This window comes from Pseudomonas bharatica, from assembly GCF_048586865.1.
GTDB lineage: Bacteria > Pseudomonadota > Gammaproteobacteria > Pseudomonadales > Pseudomonadaceae > Aquipseudomonas > Aquipseudomonas bharatica.
In genome coordinates this window covers 394535-415153 of the sequence record NZ_JBMAWR010000001.1, presented here as the reverse complement: position 1 = coordinate 415153, position 20619 = coordinate 394535, and the positions used below count along the sequence as shown (strand labels likewise).

Here is a 20619-nt window from a genome sequence, read left to right as displayed (position 1 = left end):
GCGCAGTTCAACAAGGAGAAATCGTGGAGTTTCTTGCAGAGTACGCAAGCTTTCTCGCCAAGACCGCAACCCTGGTCATCGCCCTGCTGGTCGTGCTGTCGGCCATCGCCGGCATGCGCGGCAAGGGCCGACGCAAGGCCGGCGGGCAATTGCAGGTCACCCGGCTCAATGAGTTCTACAAGGACCTGCGCGAGCGCCTGGAGTCCGGGCTGCTGGAAAAGCACCAGCTCAAGGCCCTGCGCAAGCAGCAGGCCAAGGAGCAGAAGAAACTGAAGAAGGCGCCGGCGGAGGAAAAACCCCGGGTCTTCGTGCTGGACTTCGACGGCGATATCAAGGCATCGGCCACCGAGAGCCTGCGGAATGAAATCACCGCCTTGCTGAGCCTGGCCACGCCGCGGGACGAGGTGGTCCTGCGTCTGGAAAGCGGCGGCGGCATGGTCCACAGCTATGGCCTGGCCGCTTCGCAACTGGCGCGTATCCGCCAGGCCGGCATACCGCTGACCGTGTGCATCGACAAGGTCGCGGCGAGCGGTGGTTACATGATGGCCTGCATCGGCGAGCGCATCGTCAGCGCGCCCTTTGCCATTCTTGGTTCGATCGGCGTGGTGGCGCAGTTGCCCAACGTCAACCGGCTGCTGAAAAAGCACGATATCGACTTCGAGGTGCTGACCGCAGGCGAGTACAAGCGCACCCTGACCGTGTTTGGCGAAAACACCGAGAAGGGCCGGGAAAAATTCCAGGAAGACCTGGACGTGACTCACCAACTGTTCAAGGACTTCGTTTCGCGCTACCGGCCGCAGTTGCATATCGATGAAGTGGCCACCGGTGAGGTCTGGCTGGGTGTGGCGGCGCTGAACAAGCAGCTGGTGGATGAACTGAAGACCAGCGATGAATACCTGAGCGAACGGGCCCGGGAGTCGAACCTGTACCACCTGCATTTTGCCGAGCGCAAGAGCCTGCAGGAGCGGGTAGGGCTGGCGGCCAGCGGGGCGGTGGAGAGTACCGTGCTGGGGATCTGGAGCCGGATCAGTCGCTGGAAGTGATGCCGCTCGACAGAGCACCACCGACCCTGTGGGGTGAATTCACTGACGCAATCGCGGGTGAACCCGCTCCCACAGGGTCCGCGTCCGCCATGAAAAAGCCCCGCCATCACTGGCGGGGCTTTTTCATTTCAGCGGTCGATCGATCAACGCCGACGGAACAACGGCAGCGGCTCATCGGTAGCCGCCTGGTAGGTCACCGAGAAGTCCTTCAGGCTTTGCAGCGCGTCTTCCGGGTTCTTGTCGGGGCGGATGGCGAAGGCATCGAAACCGCAACGGGCCATGTAGAACAGCTGGTCACGCAGGACGTCGCCAATGGCGCGCAGCTCACCGGTGAACTTGTAGCGATCACGCAGCAAGCGCGCATTGGAGTAGCTGCGCCCGTCGGTGAAGGCCGGGAAGTTCAGGGCGATGACCTGGAAGTGACCGACGTCTTCGCCGATTTCCTCGGCTTCCTCGTCGCTGTCCAGCCACACGCCCAGGCCGCCGTCACGGGCTTTCAGGGCATGGGCGTGTTCGCGCCAGAGTTGCAGTGGCACGATGTAGTCGTCGCAGTTGGTCAGTTCGTCCAGGGTGACGTCCTTGGGCAGCAGGTGCCAGGTTTCGTCGACGATCTGGTTGTTCTTAATGATTCGCTGCATAGACGCGCTCCTTGAAGGGGTCGATGCCGATACGCTGGTAGGTGTCGATGAAACGCTCGTCTTCGGTACGTTTTTCCACGTACACCGAGATCAGCTTCTCGATCACGTCCGGCATGTCGTCCTGGGCGAAGGACGGGCCGAGGATCTTGCCGAGGCTGGCGTCGCGGCTGGCGCTGCCACCCAGGGACACCTGGTAGAACTCTTCACCTTTCTTGTCCACGCCGAGAATGCCGATATGGCCGACGTGGTGGTGGCCGCAGGCGTTCATGCAGCCCGAGATGTTCAGGTCCAGTTCGCCGATGTCGAACAGGTAGTCCAGGTCGTCGAAGCGGCGCTGGATGGATTCGGCGATCGGGATCGACTTGGCGTTGGCCAGGGAGCAGAAATCACCGCCAGGGCAGCAGATGATGTCGGTCAGCAGGCCGATGTTCGGGGTGGCGAAGCCATGCTCGCGCAGTTCCAGCCAGAGCGCGTGCAACTGGCTCTGCTCGACATCGGCGAGGATGATGTTCTGCTCGTGGGAGGTACGCAGTTGGCCGAAGCTGTAGCGCTCGGCGAGGTCGGCGACCTTGTCCAGTTGCTTGTCGGTCAGGTCGCCGGGGGCGACGCCGGTCGGCTTGAGCGACAGGGTCACGGCAACGTAGCCCGGCTTCTTGTGCGCCAGGGTGTTGCGGGCGCGCCAGCGGGCGAAGCCCGGATGCTGCTGGTCGAGTTCGGCCAGTTGCGCATCGAGGTTGTCCAGGGCCTTGTAGTCCGGGTCGACGAAGTGCTTGGCGACGCGCTGCACTTCGGCCTCGGTCAGGGTGGTCTGGCCGCCGCGCAGGTGGACCATCTCGGCCTCGACCTTCTCGGCGAAGACTTCCGGGGTCAGGGCCTTGACCAGGATCTTGATCCGCGCCTTGTACTTGTTGTCACGGCGGCCGTAACGGTTGTACACGCGCAGGATGGCGTCCAGGTAGCTGAGCAGGTCCTGCCATGGCAGGAACTCGTTGATGAAGGCACCAACCACCGGGGTACGGCCCAGGCCGCCACCGACCAGCACGCGGAAGCCCAGCTCGCCGGCAGCGTTGTGCACCGGCTCCAGGCCGATATCGTGCACTTCGATGGCCGCACGGTCGCTCTTCGAGCCGTTGATGGCGATCTTGAACTTGCGCGGCAGGTAGGCGAACTCGGGGTGGAAGGTGGTCCACTGGCGGACGATCTCGCACCATGGGCGCGGATCGATCAGCTCATCGGCGGCAACGCCGGCGAACTGGTCGGTGGTGACGTTGCGCAGGCAGTTGCCGCTGGTCTGGATCGCGTGCATCTGCACGGTGGCCAGTTCAGCGAGGATGTCCGGGACATCTTCCAGGGCTGGCCAGTTGTATTGCACGTTCTGCCGGGTGCTGATGTGCGCGTAGCCCTTGTCGTAGTCGCGCGCGATCTTCGCCAGCATGCGGGTCTGGCGCGAGGTCAGCTGGCCATACGGCACGGCGACACGCAGCATCGGGGCAAAACGTTGGATGTAGAGGCCGTTCTGCAGGCGCAGAGGGCGGAATTCTTCTTCGCTCAGCTCGCCGGCCAGGTAGCGGCGCGTCTGATCCCGGAACTGCTTGACGCGGTCCTCGATGATCCGCTGATCGTACTCGTCGTATACGTACATAGGGGTCCTGTTCTCAAGCTGCTTGCAGCTAATCGCGCGCACGGCCGCGCACTCCGGATGCGGAGCCGGGGAACGATAGCAGGTTGTATTTATGTGAAAAAGTGATGTTTTTGCATATGAAAAGAACGATTTGGACTAAGTGAGACTGGCTAGCGTTTGTAGCGCCATTCCACTCTCCGCCGAATGGTAAAAGTCCCTGCTTGAGCAATGGGGATTGCTGAACTTAACTGCTGGGGGTGTGCATTCCCATAACCACTACAAAAAGAGGCGATGCAATGGGAAACCCGACCAAAACCGGCAAGACCGACAGCAGTGTCGATGCGTGGGCAATCCTGTGCCTGATCGTGCTCGTGGTCGTGACAGCCGTGTACTGGGTCAGCCATCAGTGACGGAGCGCATTGGCTGAAAATACCGTGATCAGCAATCAACGAAACCGCCCGCGGCATGGACCCCGCAGGCGGTTTTGTTTTCAGCGCGCGGTGAGGTGCATGGCCAGTTGCACCAGGCCGTAGAGGATCAGGATGAACACCAGGGTGAAGGCGGTGCCCATGGCGATGAAGTGCGAGGGCTTGCCGTGGGTGAAATCGCGGGCGCGGTTCTTGCCGGACTGCACGCCGAAGGCGGCGGCGAGGACGCTGTGCAGGAGCTGCCAGAAGGTTGGGGGCTTGCCTTGAGGATCTTCCATGGGCTGGGCTCTCTGGGGAGGGTTGTGTTCCAGAGTCTAGCCTGTGGATTTGATGTTGTTCTTCAGGGCTCTATCGCCGGCAACGCCTGCTCCCACAAGGTCCGTGTGCGCCGCGGAACCTGTGGGAGCCGGCGTTGCCGGCGATAGGGCCCAAGCCGATCTCAGCTCTCGTACCCAAGGTTAGGCGCCAGCCAGCGCTCGCTAACCGCCACATCCTGCTGCTTGCGTGCGCTGTAGCGCTCGATCTGGTCCTTTTCCACCTTGCCCACGGCAAAGTACTGCGCCTGCGGGTGGGCGAAGTACCAGCCGCTGACCGCTGCCGCCGGGAACATGGCGAAGTGTTCGGTGAGGAACACGCCGCTCGGGCCGGTCTGGCCGATCTCGGTGCCATCGAGCAGGCGGAACAGGGTGGCCTTCTCGGTGTGGTCCGGGCACGCCGGATAACCCGGGGCAGGGCGGATGCCAGCGTACTGCTCCTTGATCAGCGCCTCGTTGTCGAGCTGCTCATCCCTGGCGTAGCCCCAATAGTCCTTGCGCACCCGCTCGTGCAGCCATTCGGCGCAGGCTTCGGCCAGGCGGTCGGCAAGCGCCTTGACCATGATCGAGCTGTAGTCGTCGCCCTTGTCCTGGTAAGCCTTGGCCACTTCCTCGGCGCCGATGCCGGCGGTGGTGATGAAGCCGCCGACATAGTCGGTGACGCCGCTGTCCTTCGGTGCGACGAAGTCGGCCAGGGAGAGGTTTGGCTTGTCGTCCGGCTTGATGGTCTGCTGGCGCAGGTGATGCAGGCGCGCCAGGGGCTGGCCGTCCTCGCCGTAGACCTCGATATCGTCGTCGTCCACCTGGTTGGCAGGCCAGAAGCCGAACACCGCACGGGCGCTGATCAGATTCTCGTCGATCAGCCTGGCGAGCATTTCCAGTGCGTCCTTGTACAGCGCGGTCGCCGCTTCACCCACGACTTCGTCGGTGAGGATGCGCGGGAACTTGCCGGCCAGGTCCCAGGAAATGAAGAACGGCGTCCAGTCGATGTACTCGGCCAGCACCTTCAGGTCGATGTTTTCCAGCACCTTGACGCCGGTGAAGCTTGGCACCGCAGCCTGGTAGTTGGCCCAGTCGTATTTCGGCTTGGCGGCGATGGCCTGGGCGTAGCTCAGGCGCTCGGTGCGGGCGCTGCGGTTGGCGGTGCGCTCGCGCACCTCGACGTAGTCGGCACGGGTCTTCTCGACGAAGCCCGGTTTCAGCTCCTTGGACAGCAACTGCGTGGCCACGCCCACCGCCCGCGAGGCGTCGGTCACGTAGACCACCGCGTCGTTGCTGTAGCGCGGCTCGATCTTCACCGCCGTGTGCGCCTTGGAGGTCGTGGCGCCACCGATCATCAGCGGCAGGTGGAAGTCCTGGCGCTGCATTTCGCGGGCGACGTGGACCATCTCGTCCAGCGACGGGGTGATCAGCCCGGACAGGCCGATGATGTCGCATTTTTCTTCGCGGGCGACCTGGAGGATCTTCTCCGCCGGCACCATCACGCCGAGGTCGACGATGTCATAGCCGTTGCAGCCCAGGACCACGCCTACAATGTTCTTGCCGATGTCGTGCACGTCGCCCTTGACCGTGGCCATGAGGATCTTGCCCTTGGCTTCCGGCTTGTCGCCTTTTTCTTCCTCGATGAACGGAATCAGGTGGGCCACCGCCTGCTTCATCACGCGAGCCGACTTGACCACTTGCGGGAGGAACATCTTGCCCGCGCCGAACAGGTCGCCGACCACGTTCATACCGCTCATCAGCGGGCCTTCGATGACCTCGATCGGCCGCGCGCACTGCTGGCGGCACAGCTCGGTGTCTTCGACGATGTAGGCAGTGATGCCCTTGACCAGCGCGTGCTCCAGGCGTTTTTCCACCGGCAGCGAGCGCCACTCTTCGTTCTCCACTTCCTTGGCAGCACCGCCACCCTTGTAGTCGTCGGCGATGGCGAGGAGGGCGTCGGTACCTTCCGGGGTGCGGTTGAGCACCACGTCCTCGACCTTCTCGCGCAGCGCCGCCGGGATCTCGTCATAGATCTCCAGCTGGCCGGCGTTGACGATACCCATGGTCAGGCCGTTCTGGATGGCGTGATACAGGAACACCGAGTGGATCGCCTCGCGCACCGGGTTGTTGCCGCGGAACGAGAACGACACGTTGGACACCCCGCCCGAGGACAGCGCGTACGGCAGGTGGTCGCGGATATAGGCGCAGGCTTCGATGAAGTCCACGGCATAGTTGTTGTGTTCTTCGATGCCGGTGGCGACGGCGAAGATGTTCGGGTCGAAAATGATGTCTTCCGGCGGGAAGCCCACTTCATTGACCAGGATGTCGTAGCTGCGCTGGCAGATTTCCTTCTTGCGCGCGGCGGTGTCGGCCTGGCCGACCTCGTCGAAGGCCATCACCACCACGGCGGCGCCGTAGCGCTTGCACAGCCGGGCGTGATGCTTGAAGGCTTCGACGCCTTCCTTCATCGAGATCGAGTTGACGATGCCCTTGCCCTGGATGCACTTCAGGCCGGCCTCGATCACTTCCCACTTGGAGGAGTCGATCATGATCGGCACCCGGGAAATGTCGGGCTCGCCGGCGATCAGATTGAGGAAACGGACCATGGCCGCCTGGGAATCGAGCATCCCTTCGTCCATGTTGATGTCGATCACCTGGGCACCGGCTTCGACCTGCTGCAGGGCGACTTCCAGGGCCTCGGTGTAGTTTTCCTCGCGGATCAGCCGGGCGAACCTGGCCGAGCCGGTGATGTTGGTACGCTCGCCGACGTTGACGAACAACGATTGGCGGTCGATGGTGAACGGCTCGAGGCCGGACAGGCGGCAGGCTTTCGGGATATCCGGAATGGCCCGCGGCTTGTACTTGGCCACTGCCTCGGCGATTGCCTGGATATGCCCCGGGGTGGTGCCGCAGCAGCCGCCGATGATGTTGAGGAAGCCGCTGGCGGCGAACTCCTCGACCACCACGGCCATTTCCGCCGGGGTTTCGTCATATTCACCGAAGGCGTTGGGCAGGCCGGCGTTGGGGTGGGCGGACACATGGGTGCCGGCCTTGTTCGACAGTTCTTCCAGGTACGGACGCAGGTCCTTGGCGCCCAGGGCGCAATTCAGGCCGACGGAGATCGGGTTGGCATGGCGCACCGAGTTCCAGAAGGCCTCGGTGGTCTGTCCCGACAGGGTGCGGCCGGAGGCGTCGGTGATGGTCCCGGAGATCATGATCGGCAATTCGACGCCGTCGTCCTCGAACACCTGCTGCACCGCGAAGATCGCCGCCTTGGCGTTGAGGGTGTCGAAGATGGTTTCGATCAGGATCAGGTCGGCGCCGCCTTCGATCAGGCCGCGGGTCGCCTCGATGTAGTTTTCCACCAGTTCGTCGAAGGTGACGTTGCGGTAGCCAGGGTCGTTGACGTCCGGGGAGATCGAGCAGGTGCGGCTGGTCGGGCCGAGCACGCCGGCCACGAAGCGCGGCTTGTCCGGGGTTTCCAGGGTCTTGGCATCGGCCACCTGGCGGGCAATGCGTGCGCCTTCGACGTTGAGCTCGTACACCAGCTCCTGCATGTCGTAGTCGGCCTGGGAGATGCGGGTGGCGTTGAAGGTGTTGGTTTCGAGGATGTCGGCGCCGGCGTCCAGGTAGGCCTTCTCGATGGCGGCGATCACATCCGGGCGGCTGAGCAGCAGCAGGTCGTTGTTGCCCTTGACGTCGCTCGGCCAGTCGGCGAAGCGCGTGCCACGATAGTCGCCTTCCTCAAGACGGTAGCTTTGGATCATAGTACCCATGCCGCCATCTAGAATGAGGATGCGCTCCTTGAGTGCTTGCTGAAGTGCTTGGAAACGAGCGCTGCGGTCGGACATTGGAACTACCTGGGTCGGACAAGGACGAAAGTTGCGGGATGATAACAAAGCTGCGCGCTTTTTTGACGCATGGCACATTTGCATGAATTTCATTCATGTTGGCACCGCGGCCCACCGGTAGAATCGTAAAAAGCCTTTTCAATCCAGGACATACCGCACATGGTGCATCGCTTGATTGCCGCCGCCTTCGCACTGCTCATCAGTGGCGCGGCGTTGGGGCAGGGACCCCAGAACACTGCAGCGATCTCCTATACCCGGGATATCCAGCCGATCTTCACCGAGAAATGCGTCGCCTGCCACGCCTGTAACGACGCCGCCTGCCAGCTCAACCTCGGCAGCGCCGAGGGGGCCAGCCGCGGCGCTTCGAAAATCCCCGTCTACCAGGGCGACCGCAGCCAGGCGGTCACCCCGACCCGGCTGTTCTTCGATGCCCAGACCGACCAGGGCTGGCGGCACCTGGGCTTCAACTCGGTGATCGATCGCCAGCAGGACCAGGCGGCGCTGATGGCGCGCATGCTGGAGCTGGGGCATGCCAAGCCGCTGGTGCCCAACGAGAAGATCCCCGACGACATCGTCCTGGGCCTGAACCGGGAGAACGTTTGCCCGCTGCCCGGTGAGTTCGATGCCTATGCCAAGGCCCATCCCCGGGAAGGCATGCCGCTGGCGGTGACCGGCCTCAGCGATGCCCAGTACAACACCCTGCAACGCTGGCTGGCCCAGGGCGCGCCGGTGGAAAGCGCAGCGATCCGCCCCAGCGCAAGCGAAGCGGCGCAGATCCAGGAATGGGAAGAGTTGCTCAACCGCCCTGGCGCCAGCGAAGCGCTGGTGGGACGCTGGCTCTACGAGCACCTGTTCCTCGCTCATGTGCACTTCGTCGGCGGCGAGCCGGGGCACTTCTTCCAATGGGTGCGTTCGCGCACGCCGAGCGGGCAGCCCATCGACCTGATCGTCACCCGGCGCCCCAACGACCCGCCGGGCACCGACTTCTATTACCGCCTGCTGCCGGTGCAGGGCGTGATCGTGCACAAGACCCACATCACGTACCCGATGGGCCCCAACAAGCTCAAGCGGGTCAAGCAGCTGTTCTACAACGGCAACTGGCACACCGACTCGCTGCCCGGCTACGGCCCGCGGCATCGTTCCAACCCGTTCGAGACCTTCGAGGCGATCCCGGCGGTGGCGCGTTACCAGTTCATGCTGGATAACGCCGAGTATTTCGTCCGCACCTTCATCCGCGGCCCGGTGTGCCGGGGCCAGATTGCTACCGACGTGATCCGTGACAACTTCTGGGCGCTGTTCCAGGAACCGGCCCACGACCGCTATATCACCGACGCCAAGTACCGCGCCGAAGCGACGCCGCTGCTGGCCATGCCCGGGCAGATCGATGACGTCGGCAGCATCCTGAGCCTGTGGCATGCCTATCGCGACAAGCGCAACGACTACGAAAGCCTGCGCCGCGATACTTATGCCGAGATGCCGCCACCGAGCTGGTCGACCCTGTGGGCCGGCAACGACAACGCGCTGCTGAGCATCTTCCGCCACTTCGACAGCGCTTCGGTAACCAAGGGCCTGATCGGCGACGTGCCGCTGACCATGTGGCTGTTCGACTATCCGTTGCTGGAGCGCACCTATTACCAGCTGGCGGTCAACTTCGACGTGTATGGCAACGTCTCGCACCAGGCCCAGACCCGCCTGTACTTCGACCTGATCCGCAATGGTGCCGAGGTCAACTTCCTGCGCCTGATGCCGGCCGGCAAGCGTGGCGACATCCTCGGCAGCTGGTACCAGAACAGCGGCAAGGTGAAGATGTGGATGGACTACGAGGACATCGACACCGATACCCCAAGCGCCTTGAAACTCGATCCGCACCACCCGGTGCGGGATTTCGGCCTCAAGCTGATCGAGCGCAGCGGCAGCCTGAATGCCGCGCCCGACCCGATCAACCGCTGCACTGGCGCCTATTGTTCGCGCCCGCAGATGAGCGAGGAGTTCCGTGATGTCGAGCAATCGCTGAGCCGCCTGGCTTCACGGCCTGCGGCCGGACTCAAGGTCATCGAGCAATTGCCCGAGGCGACCATGCTCAGGATCGAAGGCCAGGGCGGCAAGCGTCAGGTCTACAGCATGCTGCGCAACCGGGCGCACAGTAACGTCGCCTTCATGCTGGGCGAGGCGTACCGCTACCAGCCGGGGCTGGACACCCTGACCCTGTACCCGGGAGTGATGAGCAGCTACCCCAACTTCATGTTCAACATCCCGGCCAGCGACGTGCCCGAGTTCGTCGAGGACATGGAGGCTGCACGCGATGACCACGACCGCTTCGAGCGTATCGTCATGCGCTGGGGCGTGCGCCGCAGCCACCCGCAGTTCTGGCAGTACTTCCATGACCTGAACAGCTATATCAAGGAAACCGAGCCGGTGGAGGCGGGGGTGCTGGACATGAACCGCTACGAGAACCTCTAGACGCTTAACGGCTTCTTTTATCCCGACTTAATTGCTAGGACTTTGTTCGTCGCCGCGCATGGCGTAAACTGCCGACAAGTCTGTGAGGAAATTCCATGAGCGCCATAACCATTACCGACGCCGCGCACGATTACCTGGCCGATCTGCTGTCCAAGCAGAACACCCCGGGGATCGGTATCCGCATCTTCATTACCCAACCCGGCACCCAATATGCCGAAACCTGCATTGCCTATTGCAAGCCAGGTGAAGAAAAGCCGGAAGATACCGCGCTGGGCCTGAAGAGTTTTACCGCCTACATCGACGCGGTCAGCGAGCCTTTTCTCGATGATGCCGTCGTCGACTACGCCACCGACCGCATGGGCGGGCAACTGACCATCAAGGCCCCGAATGCCAAGGTGCCGATGGTCAACGACGACAGTCCGATCAACGAGCGCATCAACTACTACCTGCAAACCGAGATCAACCCGGGGCTGGCCAGCCACGGCGGCCAGGTCAGCCTGATCGAGGTGGTCGAGGATGGGATCGCCGTGCTGCAGTTCGGCGGCGGCTGCCAGGGCTGCGGCCAGGCCGACGTGACCCTCAAGGACGGTATCGAGCGCACCTTGCTTGAACGCATTCCGGAGCTGAAGGGCGTACGCGACGTGACCGACCATTCGCAGAAAGAAAACGCCTACTACTAAGCAGGCAGGCGAGAAAACGACAAGGACCCTGTGGGAGCTGGCAAGCCAGCTCCCACAGGGTCCTTGTCGTTTTACTGTCGGGGCGCTCGAGGCGGGTGCCAGGGCATCGATCGAACTCTTGAATGCCTTGCAGCCCAAAGTCAGTGCAAGTCGTCGTGGCGCATATGGCTGGCTAATTCCATGGCCTCGTGCAGTACGCGAGCCACCTCGATTATCTGATCATGTGTTGTCCGATAGAAAAGGATATGGCGAGGCTTGAGTACCCGCGCTTGCCGGCGACAGTAGATCAGATGAAGGCTGCGCAGGCCCGCTGCGATCTCTTCCCGGGCGATGCTTCCCGCCCTTTCGGGATCCTCACTGATGGCCGATAGCCCTGCCTGAAGCAATTGCTGGTAACGCTGCCTTGCCCCATCTCCGAATCTGTCCTGCGTGAAGCGCAATATCTCGGCAATATCGCTGCGAGCCTGCCTTGAAATTCGTAATTTCACAGACGCTCCAGATAATGCTCCAAGTCCTTGGAGTCGACTTCATCGAAGTCGCCGGCGTCGAGCTGCATGAGGCCGACGGAGGTGGCATTGCGCAGAGCTTCCAGTCGGGCCGCCTCTTGTGCTTCATGCTCCAGCAGCAGGCGCAGGCCTGCGCGTACCGCCTCGCTGAAGTTCTGGTAACGACCGCTCTCGACCAGTTCCGAGATGGATTTCTCCATCGGATCGGGAAAAATGACATTGTGGGTGGCCATTGGGGGCTCCGCTTATGACTCGGCTGATATGGCGTTTTATGCCATAGCCTCGGATCCCGAGCAAATACAGCAGACGACAGGCTGGAAGAGCCGCCTGGGGCGGCTCTCGATCATCCCCGTTTAAAAGTCATAACTCACACTGGTGTAATAGAACGCACCCTGCGCCCCCTCAGGCGAAGTAATCGAATACTTCGGCACCCCGTACAACTGCGCACCTTTCAATTTCTCCGGATGGCTGTCGAACAGGTTGATCGCGCCTACCGAGACTTTCAGGCCCAGGTCGAAGCGATAGCTCAGGTCCAGATCCGTCACCCATTGCGGGCTGAAGGTCTGGTCCAGCGCGGGGTTGCTGGCGTTCAGGCTTTTCCATTCGCCATAACGCCGCTGGGTCACGGTCAGCCCCCAGTTTTCGTACAGCCAGTTGGCGCTGAAGGTCAGCTTGTTGTCCGGCGTGCCATGCTCGATCAGGCCTTGGGTGGCCCGTCCGACGATCTGCTCTCCGCTGATGCCGCCGACATCGCGCAGGTCGGTGATCCGCGTGCGGGTCTTGGCGAAGCCGGCGTTCAGGTCGAGCCGGCCATAGGCTGCCAGGTCCAGTTGGTATTGGCCGCTCAGCTCGACGCCGTCGGTGCGGGTGTCGGCGATGTTGGTGTAGAACGCCGCGCTTTGGATGTTGGCGTAGGGCGTACCGGCGAAGATCGGCCCGACCACGCTGGCCGGCAACTGGTCGGAGAGGGTGATGCGGTTGTCGATATCGATGCGGTAGGCGTCGATGCTCAGCGAAGCATTGCTCAATGGTCGCCAGACCAGGCCCAGGGAGTAGTTGGTCGACTCCTCAGGCTTCAGCGCCCGGCCACCGAGCAACGCCGCTTCCGGGCTGTCGGCGCGCAGGGTGCGCTGTTGCACCTCGACCCAGTTGCCGCTGCCCGGCGGCTGCTCCACCACCTGCACGCTGAACGACGATAAACCGCTCTGCACCAGCGACGGTGCGCGATAACCGCTGCTGATGCTGCCGCGTGCGGCGATCTGCGGGGTGAAGTCGTAGCGCAGGGAAAGCTTGCCGTTGGTGGTGTCGCCAAAGTCCGAATAATGCTCCGAGCGCACCGCCAGGCCGGCCTGGAATTTGTCGGTGATTTGCCCTTCGAGGTCGAGGTAGGCGCCGAATACCTTGCGCTCCAGCGAGGCGGCGTCGACGTTGGTGATCCCCGAGTAGTAGCCGGGGATCCGCCGCCCGGTGACCGGGTCCAGGGTGTTGAACAGCGCGCCGTTCTGCCAGCCCGCCGCCTCGCCGGCGCTCAGGGTGTAGTTTTCCTTGCGCCAGGCCAGGCCCGCGGAAACGGTCAGCGGCTTGGCCAGAAGGTCGGTGGGGAAGTCGCGGACCCAGTCGAGGGTCAGGTTGGTCTGCTCGTTCTCGCGCTCCCCGGTGTAGATGTTGTACGGGCTGTTGGCGCCCCAGCTAGGGTTGATCGCGTCGCGATCGGTGGACTTGAGCGTGTCGTTGCCGTAGTTGGCCGCCAGGTCGAACTTGCCCAGCAGATCGTCCTCGTAGCGCAGGCCGCCGGTGACCGCGTAGTCCTCCAGGGCATAGCGGGTGATCGGCAGGCGCCCGTCCGGGTAGCGCGACAGTGCGACGCTGCCGTAGTTGCTGCGCAGGGTGGTGGGCGGGTCGAAGAAGCCTTCGGCGTCGGTGTTCTTGTGCGAGTACGTGGCGAAGCCGTAGGCGGTCAGGCCGTCGCCGACGCCGATCTCGCTGTTGGCAACGAGGTTGTACTGGTCGCTGACCCCGCCCGAGCCCCAGTTCCAGGTGCGGTAGCGGTTGTTCTGCTCGCGGGGCGTATTAACGCTGGTGTCGCCAGGATAGAAGATGCGGTTGTCCGGACGGGTATCGCTGGCCGGGTCTTGGTTGCCGGCATCGAACGCCAGGGTGAGGAAGCCATCGTTGGGCAGGGCGAAGCCTTTCCAGCCACTGAGCTTGCGCTGCAGGCCGTCACCCTTGTCGTAGCCGCCGAAGCGGTAGCCGATGTTGCCGCCATCGTCGTTTTCCTTGAGGACGATGTTGATCACTCCGGCGATGGCATCGGAGCCGTACTGGGCGGCGGCGCCGTCACGCAGGATCTCGACCCGCGACACCGCGCTCAGCGGAATCAGGCTCAGGTCCACCGCCGCGGCGCCGCGGCCGTTGGCCAGGCTCTGGCGGGTGACGTTGGCGCTGCTGTGGCGGCGCTTGCCGTTGACCAATACCAGCACCTGGTCCGAGGCCAGGCCACGCAGCGAAGCGCCCTGGGCGATGGACCCGGCGAAGGCGCCCTGTGGCGATTGCGGGAAGCTGAAGGATGGCGACAGCGCGGTAAGGGCGCCGGACAGGTCCTTGGCCCCGGTTTCTTCGAGTTTTTCGGCGCTGAGCACATCGACCGGTGCCGCGCTTTCCAGGGCGGTAACGTCGCTGCGGCGGGTGCCGACCACCACCACGGTATCGAGTTTGTCGTCTTTGGCGGCGCTGCCACTGGCGGGCTCCTGGGCCTGGACGACGGGCACGGCAAGGCTGCCGATGGCCAGCGCGATGGCGCCGGTCAAGGGGGCGAGACGGTACATGGGACTACTCCTGTTACACGCAAGGGGGCCGGCGACCCTCCCGGGATCGCCGGTCAGCGAAGGGTCAGAAACGGCTGGTAACGCTCAGGCCGACGGTGCGCGGGTCGCCGTAGGTGATCACGTATTGCCCGGCGGTACCGTTGGGCCGGCCATGAACCTGGTAACGGCGGTCGGTGAGGTTGTTGACGAAGCCGGTGACGCTGAGTTTCTCGTCCGCGCTGAACCAGGTCAGGCGACTGTTGGCCAGGGTGTAGTGGGGCTGGTTGAGCGGCGCGTCGGCACTGCTCTGGCGGTCGGCGAGGAAGTATTCCTTGTCGCGGAAGCTGACATCGCCCCCGGCCACCAGCCTGCCGGGAATGTCCAGCGGCAGGGTGTAGTCGGCCCCGAGGGACACCACGTAGCGCGGCGAACGGACGAAGCTGTTGCCGCTGTAGTCGCCGGTGACCGCGCCGGTATTGGGGTTGGTGTTCTTGAAGTCGGTGTACTCGGTATCCAGGAACGACAGCGCGCCGCGCAGATGCAGGCGGTCGGTGGGCTGGCCTTCGATCTCCAGTTCCGCGCCCTTGACCTTGCCCTTGGCGCCGTTGGTGAGCGCCGTGGTCAGGATGCCGCTGTTGACCGTCAGCAGGTTCACCTGGATGTCCTGGTAGTCGTAATAGAAGACGTTGGCGTTGACCGTCAGGCGATGGTCGAACCACTCCGACTTCAAGCCCAGCTCATAGGCATCCAGTTCTTCCGGATCGACCGTGGTCAACTGCGCCAGGCTGGTAGACAGACCGGTGTTGAAGCCACCCGAGCGGAAGCCGTGGGCGTAGCGGAAGAACACCCGCAGGTTGTCGTTGATCCGGTATTCCGGGGTCAGGTCGTAGGTCCAAGCGTCCCAGCGCTTGCTTTCCTCGCGATTGCCGTTGCTGCCGGCGGCGGTCAACGGGATCAGCGGACCCGTCGCGGTAGCACGGGTCAGCTGGGTCAGGTCGAGATCGATATCCTTTTTCTCGGTGGTCCAGCGCAGGCCGCCGGTGACGGTCAGGTTGTCGGTGAAGTCATAGGCCAGGTTACCGAACAGCGCATAACTGTCGGTGCGGTGGGTGTAGTCGAGGTTGCGGTAATCCACGGTACCGCCGGTCTGGTTGGAGCCGGTGCCGTTCGGTGTCGGGCCCGGAATGATGCTGCGCACCGCGCTGTTGTCGAGGGTCTCGTGGAAGTAGTGGGTACCGAGCATCCAGCGCAGGGTTTCCTGCGGCGAAGAGGCGAGGCGGAACTCCTGGGAGTATTGGTCGTAGGTCGCATCGCTGTCGGTGGCCCCGTTGACCTCGTAGGGGGTGTAATCGGCGTCGGTCAGCGACTGGTTGCGGATATGGTCGTAGGCGGTGATCGAGGTCAGGGTGTAGTCGCCGAGGTTCCAGTTCAGGGTCAGCGACGTGCCGCTGTGGTCGAGCTTGTAGTCTTCGTTGGTGTTGAGCTCGATCTTGCGCCCGTGAGGGCGCTGGTAGCCGACATTGTAATAGCGCCCCAGGGGCAGCGAACCGCTGCTGCCGTCGCCCTTGAATTCACGGCCATGAATCTTCAGCAGGGCTTCGAGATCCTCGTTGACCTTGGCCAGGAACTGCACGCGCACGGCTTTCTTGTTGACGTCACCGTAGGTCTGGTCGTTGGTCAGGTTATGGGTGAAACCGTCGCGCTCCTCGGAATACAGCGAGACCCGCCCGGCCAGGCGGTCGTCCACCAGCGAACCGCCGATGGCGCCGTTGAGGATGCGTTCGTTCTTGCTGCCGAAGCCGATGGTGCCGTAGCCGTCGGTATCGAACGTCGGTTTCTTGGAAATCACATTGACCGCGCCGGCGGTGGTGTTCTTGCCGTACAGGGTGCCTTGCGGGCCACGCAGGATCTCGATGCGCTCCAGGTCGAACAGCGGCCCACCGCCGGCCACCGGGGCATTGAGGTACACGTCGTCGGCATAGATGCCCACCGGGTAGACCGTGGCCGCACCGGTATCGCCGGTGCCCAGGCCACGGATGTACCAGCGTGGGCGCCCGTCGCCGTCCGGATTCTTCGCCGAAGCGTTGGGTACGAACGTGGTGATATCGCCCATGGCGCGCACGCCGTCGGCCGTCAGGCTGGTGCCCTGGACCGCCGAGACCGCCACCGGAACCTCTTGCAGGGTTTCTTCCCGGTGCTGGGCGGTGACGGTTACGGTTTTCAGCGCCGGTGTGGTGCTGGTTTCATCGTCGGCATAGGCCAACGGGTATTGGCCCGCCAACAGAAGGCTAAGGCTGATTCCCTTGGTGATGGGATTGATCTGGAACATGCTGCTTCTCCCCGAGCGTTGCAGATGCAGGGGTAGAGCAGGGTTTATGCCATGTTTTCAACTCATTGATTCAATTGGATAAATCAGGATTTTTGCGGCGTCGTTGCTAGGCAGGCAGCAGGGCACTGGTGAATCTATGTTGCTACAGCAGCAATGGTTGCGAAGCTGGCCCATGGCGCACTTCCGACGGCTCGCTGGATAACCACCTGGCTCGGAAGTTTCTCAAGCTTTCCTGGAAACTTCCCTTCGTTTGTTTGAGGCTCGAAATTGATAAGTCAGATGTTTTACTGTGCGTGCCTGGAATATTTCTCGGGGCGAGGGTATGAGAAAAATCGACGGTAGCCATGGTGCACATGGCGCGTCCGGGTGCGGCTCTCCGGATTTCCTGGGCAGGGTTCGCTGGCCATTGGTTGTACTGCTATGCCTGGCCACGGGTTTCGCTCTGGTGGTGCTGTTCTGGAGCGGCGATACGCAACCGGATTCACCCTGGTTCTGGAGCCGCGTGCTGGCACTTCCGTTGATTATCTGGAGCTATCTGTATGGGCTGCGCCTGCTGGCGCATTGAAAACGCTGGTCGTGCCAACCTACCGGTGCGCCTCGAAACGCGACGCGGACCTTGTCGATACCGCGCCGCATCCACAGTCTATCCCTCCCGCTTCACCACCAGGGTCAGGATGTCATAACTCGCCACCAGCTCCCCAAGCTGGTTGGTCACCTCCACATCCCACGCCACCACCCCTTGCGGGATACCCTGCGGGCTCTTCTTGCCCTGGTCGATCTTGCGCTTGCAGGTGAGCCTGGCCTGGATCGTGTCGCCGATGCCCACCGGATTGATGAAGCGCAGGTTATCCAGTCCATAGTTGGCCAGGACCGGCCCGGGAGCCGGGCTGACGAACAAGCCGGCCGCCGCCGACAGCACGAAGTAGCCGTGGGCGATACGCTTGCCGAACTGCGATTCCCGTGCGGCGATCTCGTCGAAATGCATGTAGAAGTGATCCCCCGAAAGACAGCCGAAGTTCACCAGGTCTGCCTCGGTCACCGTCCGCCGATGGGTCAGCAACGACTCGCCGACGCGCAGGTCCTCGAAGTGGCGGCGGAACGGGTGCACGTCGGTTTCAATCACCTCGGCGCCACGCACGTACTCGCCGGTCACCGCCATCAGCATGCTCGGCGAGCCCTGTACCGCGGCCCGTTGCAGGTAGTGCTTCACGGCGCGCAGCCCGCCCAGTTCCTCGCCACCCCCAGCCCGACCCGGACCGCCGTGCTTGAGTTGCGGCAGCGGAGAACCATGGCCGGTGGATTCGGCAGCGGCTTCGGCATCCAGCACCAGCAGGCGGCCATGCCAGGCCGCCGCCACCGGCACGGCCCTGGCCGCCACTGTGCGGTCAGCGGTGATCAGGCTTGCCACCAGGCTGCCTTTGCCGCGGGCAGCCAGGTCCAGCGCTTCATCCAGGTCTTCATAGGTCATCAGGGTGCTGACCGGCCCGAACGCTTCGATATCGTGGGCGCCGCCTTCGGCATGGGCGTCCCGCGCCAGCAGCAGGGTGGGGGCGAAGAAGGCGCCGTTGGCGACGCCTTCACCGCGCGGTTCGAAACCATCACGGGCGCCGAACAGCAGGTCGCAGCTTTGCAGCAGTTGTTCGACCCGCTCGCCGACATCGGCCTGCTGTGCATGGGACGCCAATGCGCCCATGCGCACGCCTTCCACCGAAGGATCGCCCACCACCACCTTGCCCAGGCGATCCCGCAGGCGGGTCGCCACTGCGTCCAGATGCTTCGCCGGCACGATGGCCCGGCGAATCGCCGTGCATTTCTGCCCGGCCTTGGTGGTCATTTCCCGGGCGACTTCCTTGATATACAGCTCGAACTCTTCGCTGTCCGGGCTCACGTCCGGGCCGAGGATGGCGCAGTTCAGCGAGTCGGCCTCGGCGGTGAAGGGCACCGAGTTGCGGATCAGGTTGGGCGTGACCCGCAGTTTCGCCGCAGTGTCCGCCGAGCCGGTGAAGGTCACCAGGTCCTGGCCGTCCAGGCGCTCCAGCAGGTCGCCGGTGCTGCCGATCACCAGTTGCAGGGCGCCGGCCGGGAGCAGGCCGGACTCATCGATCAGGCGCACCACGGCTTCGGTCAGGTAGCTGGTGGCGGTGGCGGGCTTGACGATGCAGGGCATGCCGGCCAGGAAGGTCGGGGCAAATTTTTCCAGCATCCCCCAGATCGGGAAGTTGAAGGCATTGATATGCACCGCGACCCCGGCCCGTGGCACCAGGATGTGACTGCCGGCGAACCGGCCCTGCTTGCCCAGCGGGATCGCCGGCCCTTCATGGACCAGGTTGCCCGACGGCAACTCGCGGGCACCGATGCCGGCATAGGAGAACAGCGTGGCATTGCCGCCCTCGATATCGATCCAGCTGTCGGCACGGGTCGCGCCGCTGTGGTGGGACAGGGCATAGAGCTGCTCCTTGCGCTCGGCAAGGTACAGCGCCAGGGCCTTGAGCCGCGCTGCACGCTGCTGGAAATCCAGGGCCATCAGGCCGGTGCGGCCCTGCTGGCGCCCCCAGGCGAGGGCCTCGGCGAAGTCCGGACGTTCCTCATGGCTGTAGCCCAGTAAGTGGCCGTCGATGGCGCTGCGCAGGGGCTGGGCGCCGTGCTGGCCGATCCAGCGGCCGGCGATGAAGCTTTGCAAGGTAGGGGCAGCAGACATCGGTGTATCCTCCAATTCTTTCAGGAAGCGCTGTTACCACAGCGCCAGGGTGTAGCCGACGATCAGGCGGTTTTCGTCCAGGGCATTGGTCAGGCCGTTGCCGGAACGGAAGGTGACGTTGCGCCAACGCAGGCTGACGTTTTTCAGCGGGCCGCTCTGGATCACGTAGGCGATATCGGTGTCGCGTTCGCGCTCGCGGCCGTTGTCGATACCCGCCGCCTTGGCGTGGCGGCCGTCGGTATAGCGGGTCATGAAGCTCAGGCCGGGAATGCCCAGGGCGGCGAAGTCGTAGTCGTAGCGCGCCTGCCAGGAGTCCAGCCCGGCGCGGGTGAAGGTGTTGTAGGTGACCAGGTTGACGGTGTACGGGTCGCCGCCGTTAAGGAACGGGAAGGCACTGTCGCCGGACATCTGCTGGAAGGTGCCGCTGAATTTGTGTGCGCCCACGGCCAGGGTGAACATGCCGTTGAAGTTGCGGTTATCGATGCGTCCGGCGCGTTCGGCGCCGTCGCCGCGGCTGTCGAACCAGCGCAGGTCACTGCGCAGGCTCATGCCCTCGGCCAGCGGCAGGGTATGGACCAGGCCGACATACTGCTGGCGATAGATGTCTTCGAGCTTGGCGTAGTAGTAACTCACCGCCAGTTGCGGGCTGAAGGCGTAGCTGCCGCCAGCGAAATCGAAGTGATCGCTGCTGGCGGCGCCGTAGCCGATATCGTCGTTGCTCGAGGAGTCGCGCAGGTTGGCCTTGGTCAGGCGCCCGCCATTGAGGGTCAGACCGTCGATGTCCTGGCTGGTCAGCAGGCCGCCCTTGAAGGTCGAGGCCAGCAGGCGGGTGTCGTTGTAGGTGACCACCGGCAACAGCGGTTGCAGGGTACCCAGGCGCAGCACGCTTTTCGACAGGCGCACCTTGGCGGTCACGCCCAGCTCGCTGTAGTCGTCCACCGGTTCCAGGCTGTCGCGGCCATAGGGCAGCAGGCCGGTGCCACGGCGGTCGCGGCTGGAGTCCAGCTTGATGCCCAGTTGGCCCATGGCATCCACACCGAAACCAAGGGTGCCATCGGTAAAGCCGGACTCCAGTTTGGCGGTAAAGCCCTGCGCCCATTCCTCGGCCTTGGATTGCGGCGCGTTGTCCTGGCGGAAGTCGCGGTTTATGTAGTGGTTGCGCAGTTCGATCTTCGCGTGGCTGTCCTCGATGAAGCCGGCCAGGGCCGGGGTACAGGCGAGGGGCAGGGCGAGTCCGGCCAGAAGGCGAATGGGGTTCATTGTTG

Annotated in this window: 14 protein-coding genes; 4 read left to right on the top strand and 10 right to left on the bottom strand. The window is 63.5% G+C overall.

The genetic code is table 11. The features are described from left to right. Positions 1-23: 23 nt before the first annotated feature. Positions 24-1043, top strand: coding sequence for a protease SohB (gene sohB / locus ACKLLE_RS01815; protein ID WP_064301308.1), 1020 nt, complete (start codon positions 24-26; stop codon positions 1041-1043). A gap of 143 nt (positions 1044-1186) precedes the next feature. Here sohB and ACKLLE_RS01810 read toward each other — a convergent pair whose 3' ends face one another. The 4 genes from ACKLLE_RS01810 to metH form a co-directional block, all read right to left on the bottom strand. Then, entirely contained in the window at positions 1187-1681 is a 495-nt protein-coding gene (locus ACKLLE_RS01810; RefSeq protein WP_009407004.1) for a DUF934 domain-containing protein, read from the bottom strand. After that, on the bottom strand, positions 1665-3323 hold the full coding sequence (locus ACKLLE_RS01805) for a nitrite/sulfite reductase (RefSeq protein WP_279899816.1): 1659 nt from the start codon (positions 3321-3323) through the stop codon (positions 1665-1667). The genes ACKLLE_RS01810 and ACKLLE_RS01805 overlap by 17 nt, the downstream gene beginning before the upstream one ends. A 469-nt stretch (positions 3324-3792) precedes the next feature. Beyond that, positions 3793-4008, bottom strand: coding sequence for a DUF2970 domain-containing protein (locus tag ACKLLE_RS01800; RefSeq protein ID WP_075804117.1), 216 nt, complete (start codon positions 4006-4008; stop codon positions 3793-3795). Between the two features lie 161 nt (positions 4009-4169). Further along, positions 4170-7877: a methionine synthase gene (gene metH / locus ACKLLE_RS01795; RefSeq protein ID WP_420056573.1), complete on the bottom strand. Its 3708-nt coding sequence runs from the start codon at positions 7875-7877 to the stop codon at positions 4170-4172. Positions 7878-8036: 159 nt separating this feature from the next. Between metH and ACKLLE_RS01790 the strand changes: the two genes are divergently transcribed. Both ACKLLE_RS01790 and nfuA read left to right on the top strand, forming a co-directional pair. Further along, positions 8037-10337: a fatty acid cis/trans isomerase gene (locus tag ACKLLE_RS01790; RefSeq protein WP_420056572.1), complete on the top strand. Its 2301-nt coding sequence runs from the start codon at positions 8037-8039 to the stop codon at positions 10335-10337. A gap of 95 nt (positions 10338-10432) precedes the next feature. Beyond that, positions 10433-11017 (top strand): Fe-S biogenesis protein NfuA, encoded by a 585-nt coding sequence (nfuA, locus tag ACKLLE_RS01785; RefSeq protein WP_009407016.1) that lies wholly within the window; start codon positions 10433-10435, stop codon positions 11015-11017. Positions 11018-11157: 140 nt separating this feature from the next. Here nfuA and ACKLLE_RS01780 read toward each other — a convergent pair whose 3' ends face one another. The 4 genes from ACKLLE_RS01780 to ACKLLE_RS01765 form a co-directional block, all read right to left on the bottom strand. Beyond that, a complete protein-coding gene (locus ACKLLE_RS01780; protein WP_064301303.1) occupies positions 11158-11505 on the bottom strand; it encodes a type II toxin-antitoxin system RelE/ParE family toxin in 348 nt (115 codons plus the stop codon). Next, positions 11502-11756, bottom strand: coding sequence for a type II toxin-antitoxin system ParD family antitoxin (locus tag ACKLLE_RS01775; protein WP_064301302.1), 255 nt, complete (start codon positions 11754-11756; stop codon positions 11502-11504). Before ACKLLE_RS01775 ends, ACKLLE_RS01780 begins: the two co-directional genes overlap by 4 nt. A gap of 120 nt (positions 11757-11876) precedes the next feature. Beyond that, positions 11877-14348 carry a TonB-dependent receptor plug domain-containing protein gene (locus tag ACKLLE_RS01770; RefSeq protein ID WP_420056571.1) on the bottom strand — a complete coding sequence of 824 codons (2472 nt, stop codon included), beginning with the start codon at positions 14346-14348 and terminating at the stop codon, positions 11877-11879. A gap of 64 nt (positions 14349-14412) precedes the next feature. After that, positions 14413-16656: a TonB-dependent receptor gene (locus ACKLLE_RS01765; RefSeq protein WP_420056570.1), complete on the bottom strand. Its 2244-nt coding sequence runs from the start codon at positions 16654-16656 to the stop codon at positions 14413-14415. Between the two features lie 322 nt (positions 16657-16978). Here ACKLLE_RS01765 and ACKLLE_RS01760 point away from each other — a divergent pair, with 322 nt between their 5' ends. Further along, the gene (locus ACKLLE_RS01760; RefSeq protein WP_158487713.1) at positions 16979-17221 is read left to right on the top strand and encodes a hypothetical protein; all 243 of its coding nucleotides are present in this window, start codon (positions 16979-16981) and stop codon (positions 17219-17221) included. Between the two features lie 78 nt (positions 17222-17299). Here the strand turns inward: ACKLLE_RS01760 and paaZ are convergent, their stop codons facing one another. After that, entirely contained in the window at positions 17300-19354 is a 2055-nt protein-coding gene (gene paaZ, locus ACKLLE_RS01755) for a phenylacetic acid degradation bifunctional protein PaaZ (protein ID WP_420056569.1), read from the bottom strand. 33 nt (positions 19355-19387) lie between these two features. Continuing rightward, on the bottom strand, positions 19388-20614 hold the full coding sequence (locus ACKLLE_RS01750) for an OprD family porin (RefSeq protein WP_420056568.1): 1227 nt from the start codon (positions 20612-20614) through the stop codon (positions 19388-19390). Positions 20615-20619 lie beyond the last annotated feature (5 nt).

Coding starts and splice junctions, on each gene's coding strand:
- ACKLLE_RS01775 (WP_064301302.1), bottom strand. CDS start 11,756: ATGGCCACCCACAATGTCATTTTTCCCGATCCGATGGAGAAATCCATC.
- ACKLLE_RS01805 (WP_279899816.1), bottom strand. CDS start 3,323: ATGTACGTATACGACGAGTACGATCAGCGGATCATCGAGGACCGCGTC.
- ACKLLE_RS01770 (WP_420056571.1), bottom strand. CDS start 14,348: ATGTACCGTCTCGCCCCCTTGACCGGCGCCATCGCGCTGGCCATCGGC.
- ACKLLE_RS01800 (WP_075804117.1), bottom strand. CDS start 4,008: ATGGAAGATCCTCAAGGCAAGCCCCCAACCTTCTGGCAGCTCCTGCAC.
- ACKLLE_RS01760 (WP_158487713.1), top strand. CDS start 16,979: ATGAGAAAAATCGACGGTAGCCATGGTGCACATGGCGCGTCCGGGTGC.
- nfuA (WP_009407016.1), top strand. CDS start 10,433: ATGAGCGCCATAACCATTACCGACGCCGCGCACGATTACCTGGCCGAT.
- ACKLLE_RS01750 (WP_420056568.1), bottom strand. CDS start 20,614: ATGAACCCCATTCGCCTTCTGGCCGGACTCGCCCTGCCCCTCGCCTGT.
- ACKLLE_RS01790 (WP_420056572.1), top strand. CDS start 8,037: ATGGTGCATCGCTTGATTGCCGCCGCCTTCGCACTGCTCATCAGTGGC.
- ACKLLE_RS01810 (WP_009407004.1), bottom strand. CDS start 1,681: ATGCAGCGAATCATTAAGAACAACCAGATCGTCGACGAAACCTGGCAC.
- paaZ (WP_420056569.1), bottom strand. CDS start 19,354: ATGTCTGCTGCCCCTACCTTGCAAAGCTTCATCGCCGGCCGCTGGATC.
- metH (WP_420056573.1), bottom strand. CDS start 7,877: ATGTCCGACCGCAGCGCTCGTTTCCAAGCACTTCAGCAAGCACTCAAG.
- ACKLLE_RS01765 (WP_420056570.1), bottom strand. CDS start 16,656: ATGTTCCAGATCAATCCCATCACCAAGGGAATCAGCCTTAGCCTTCTG.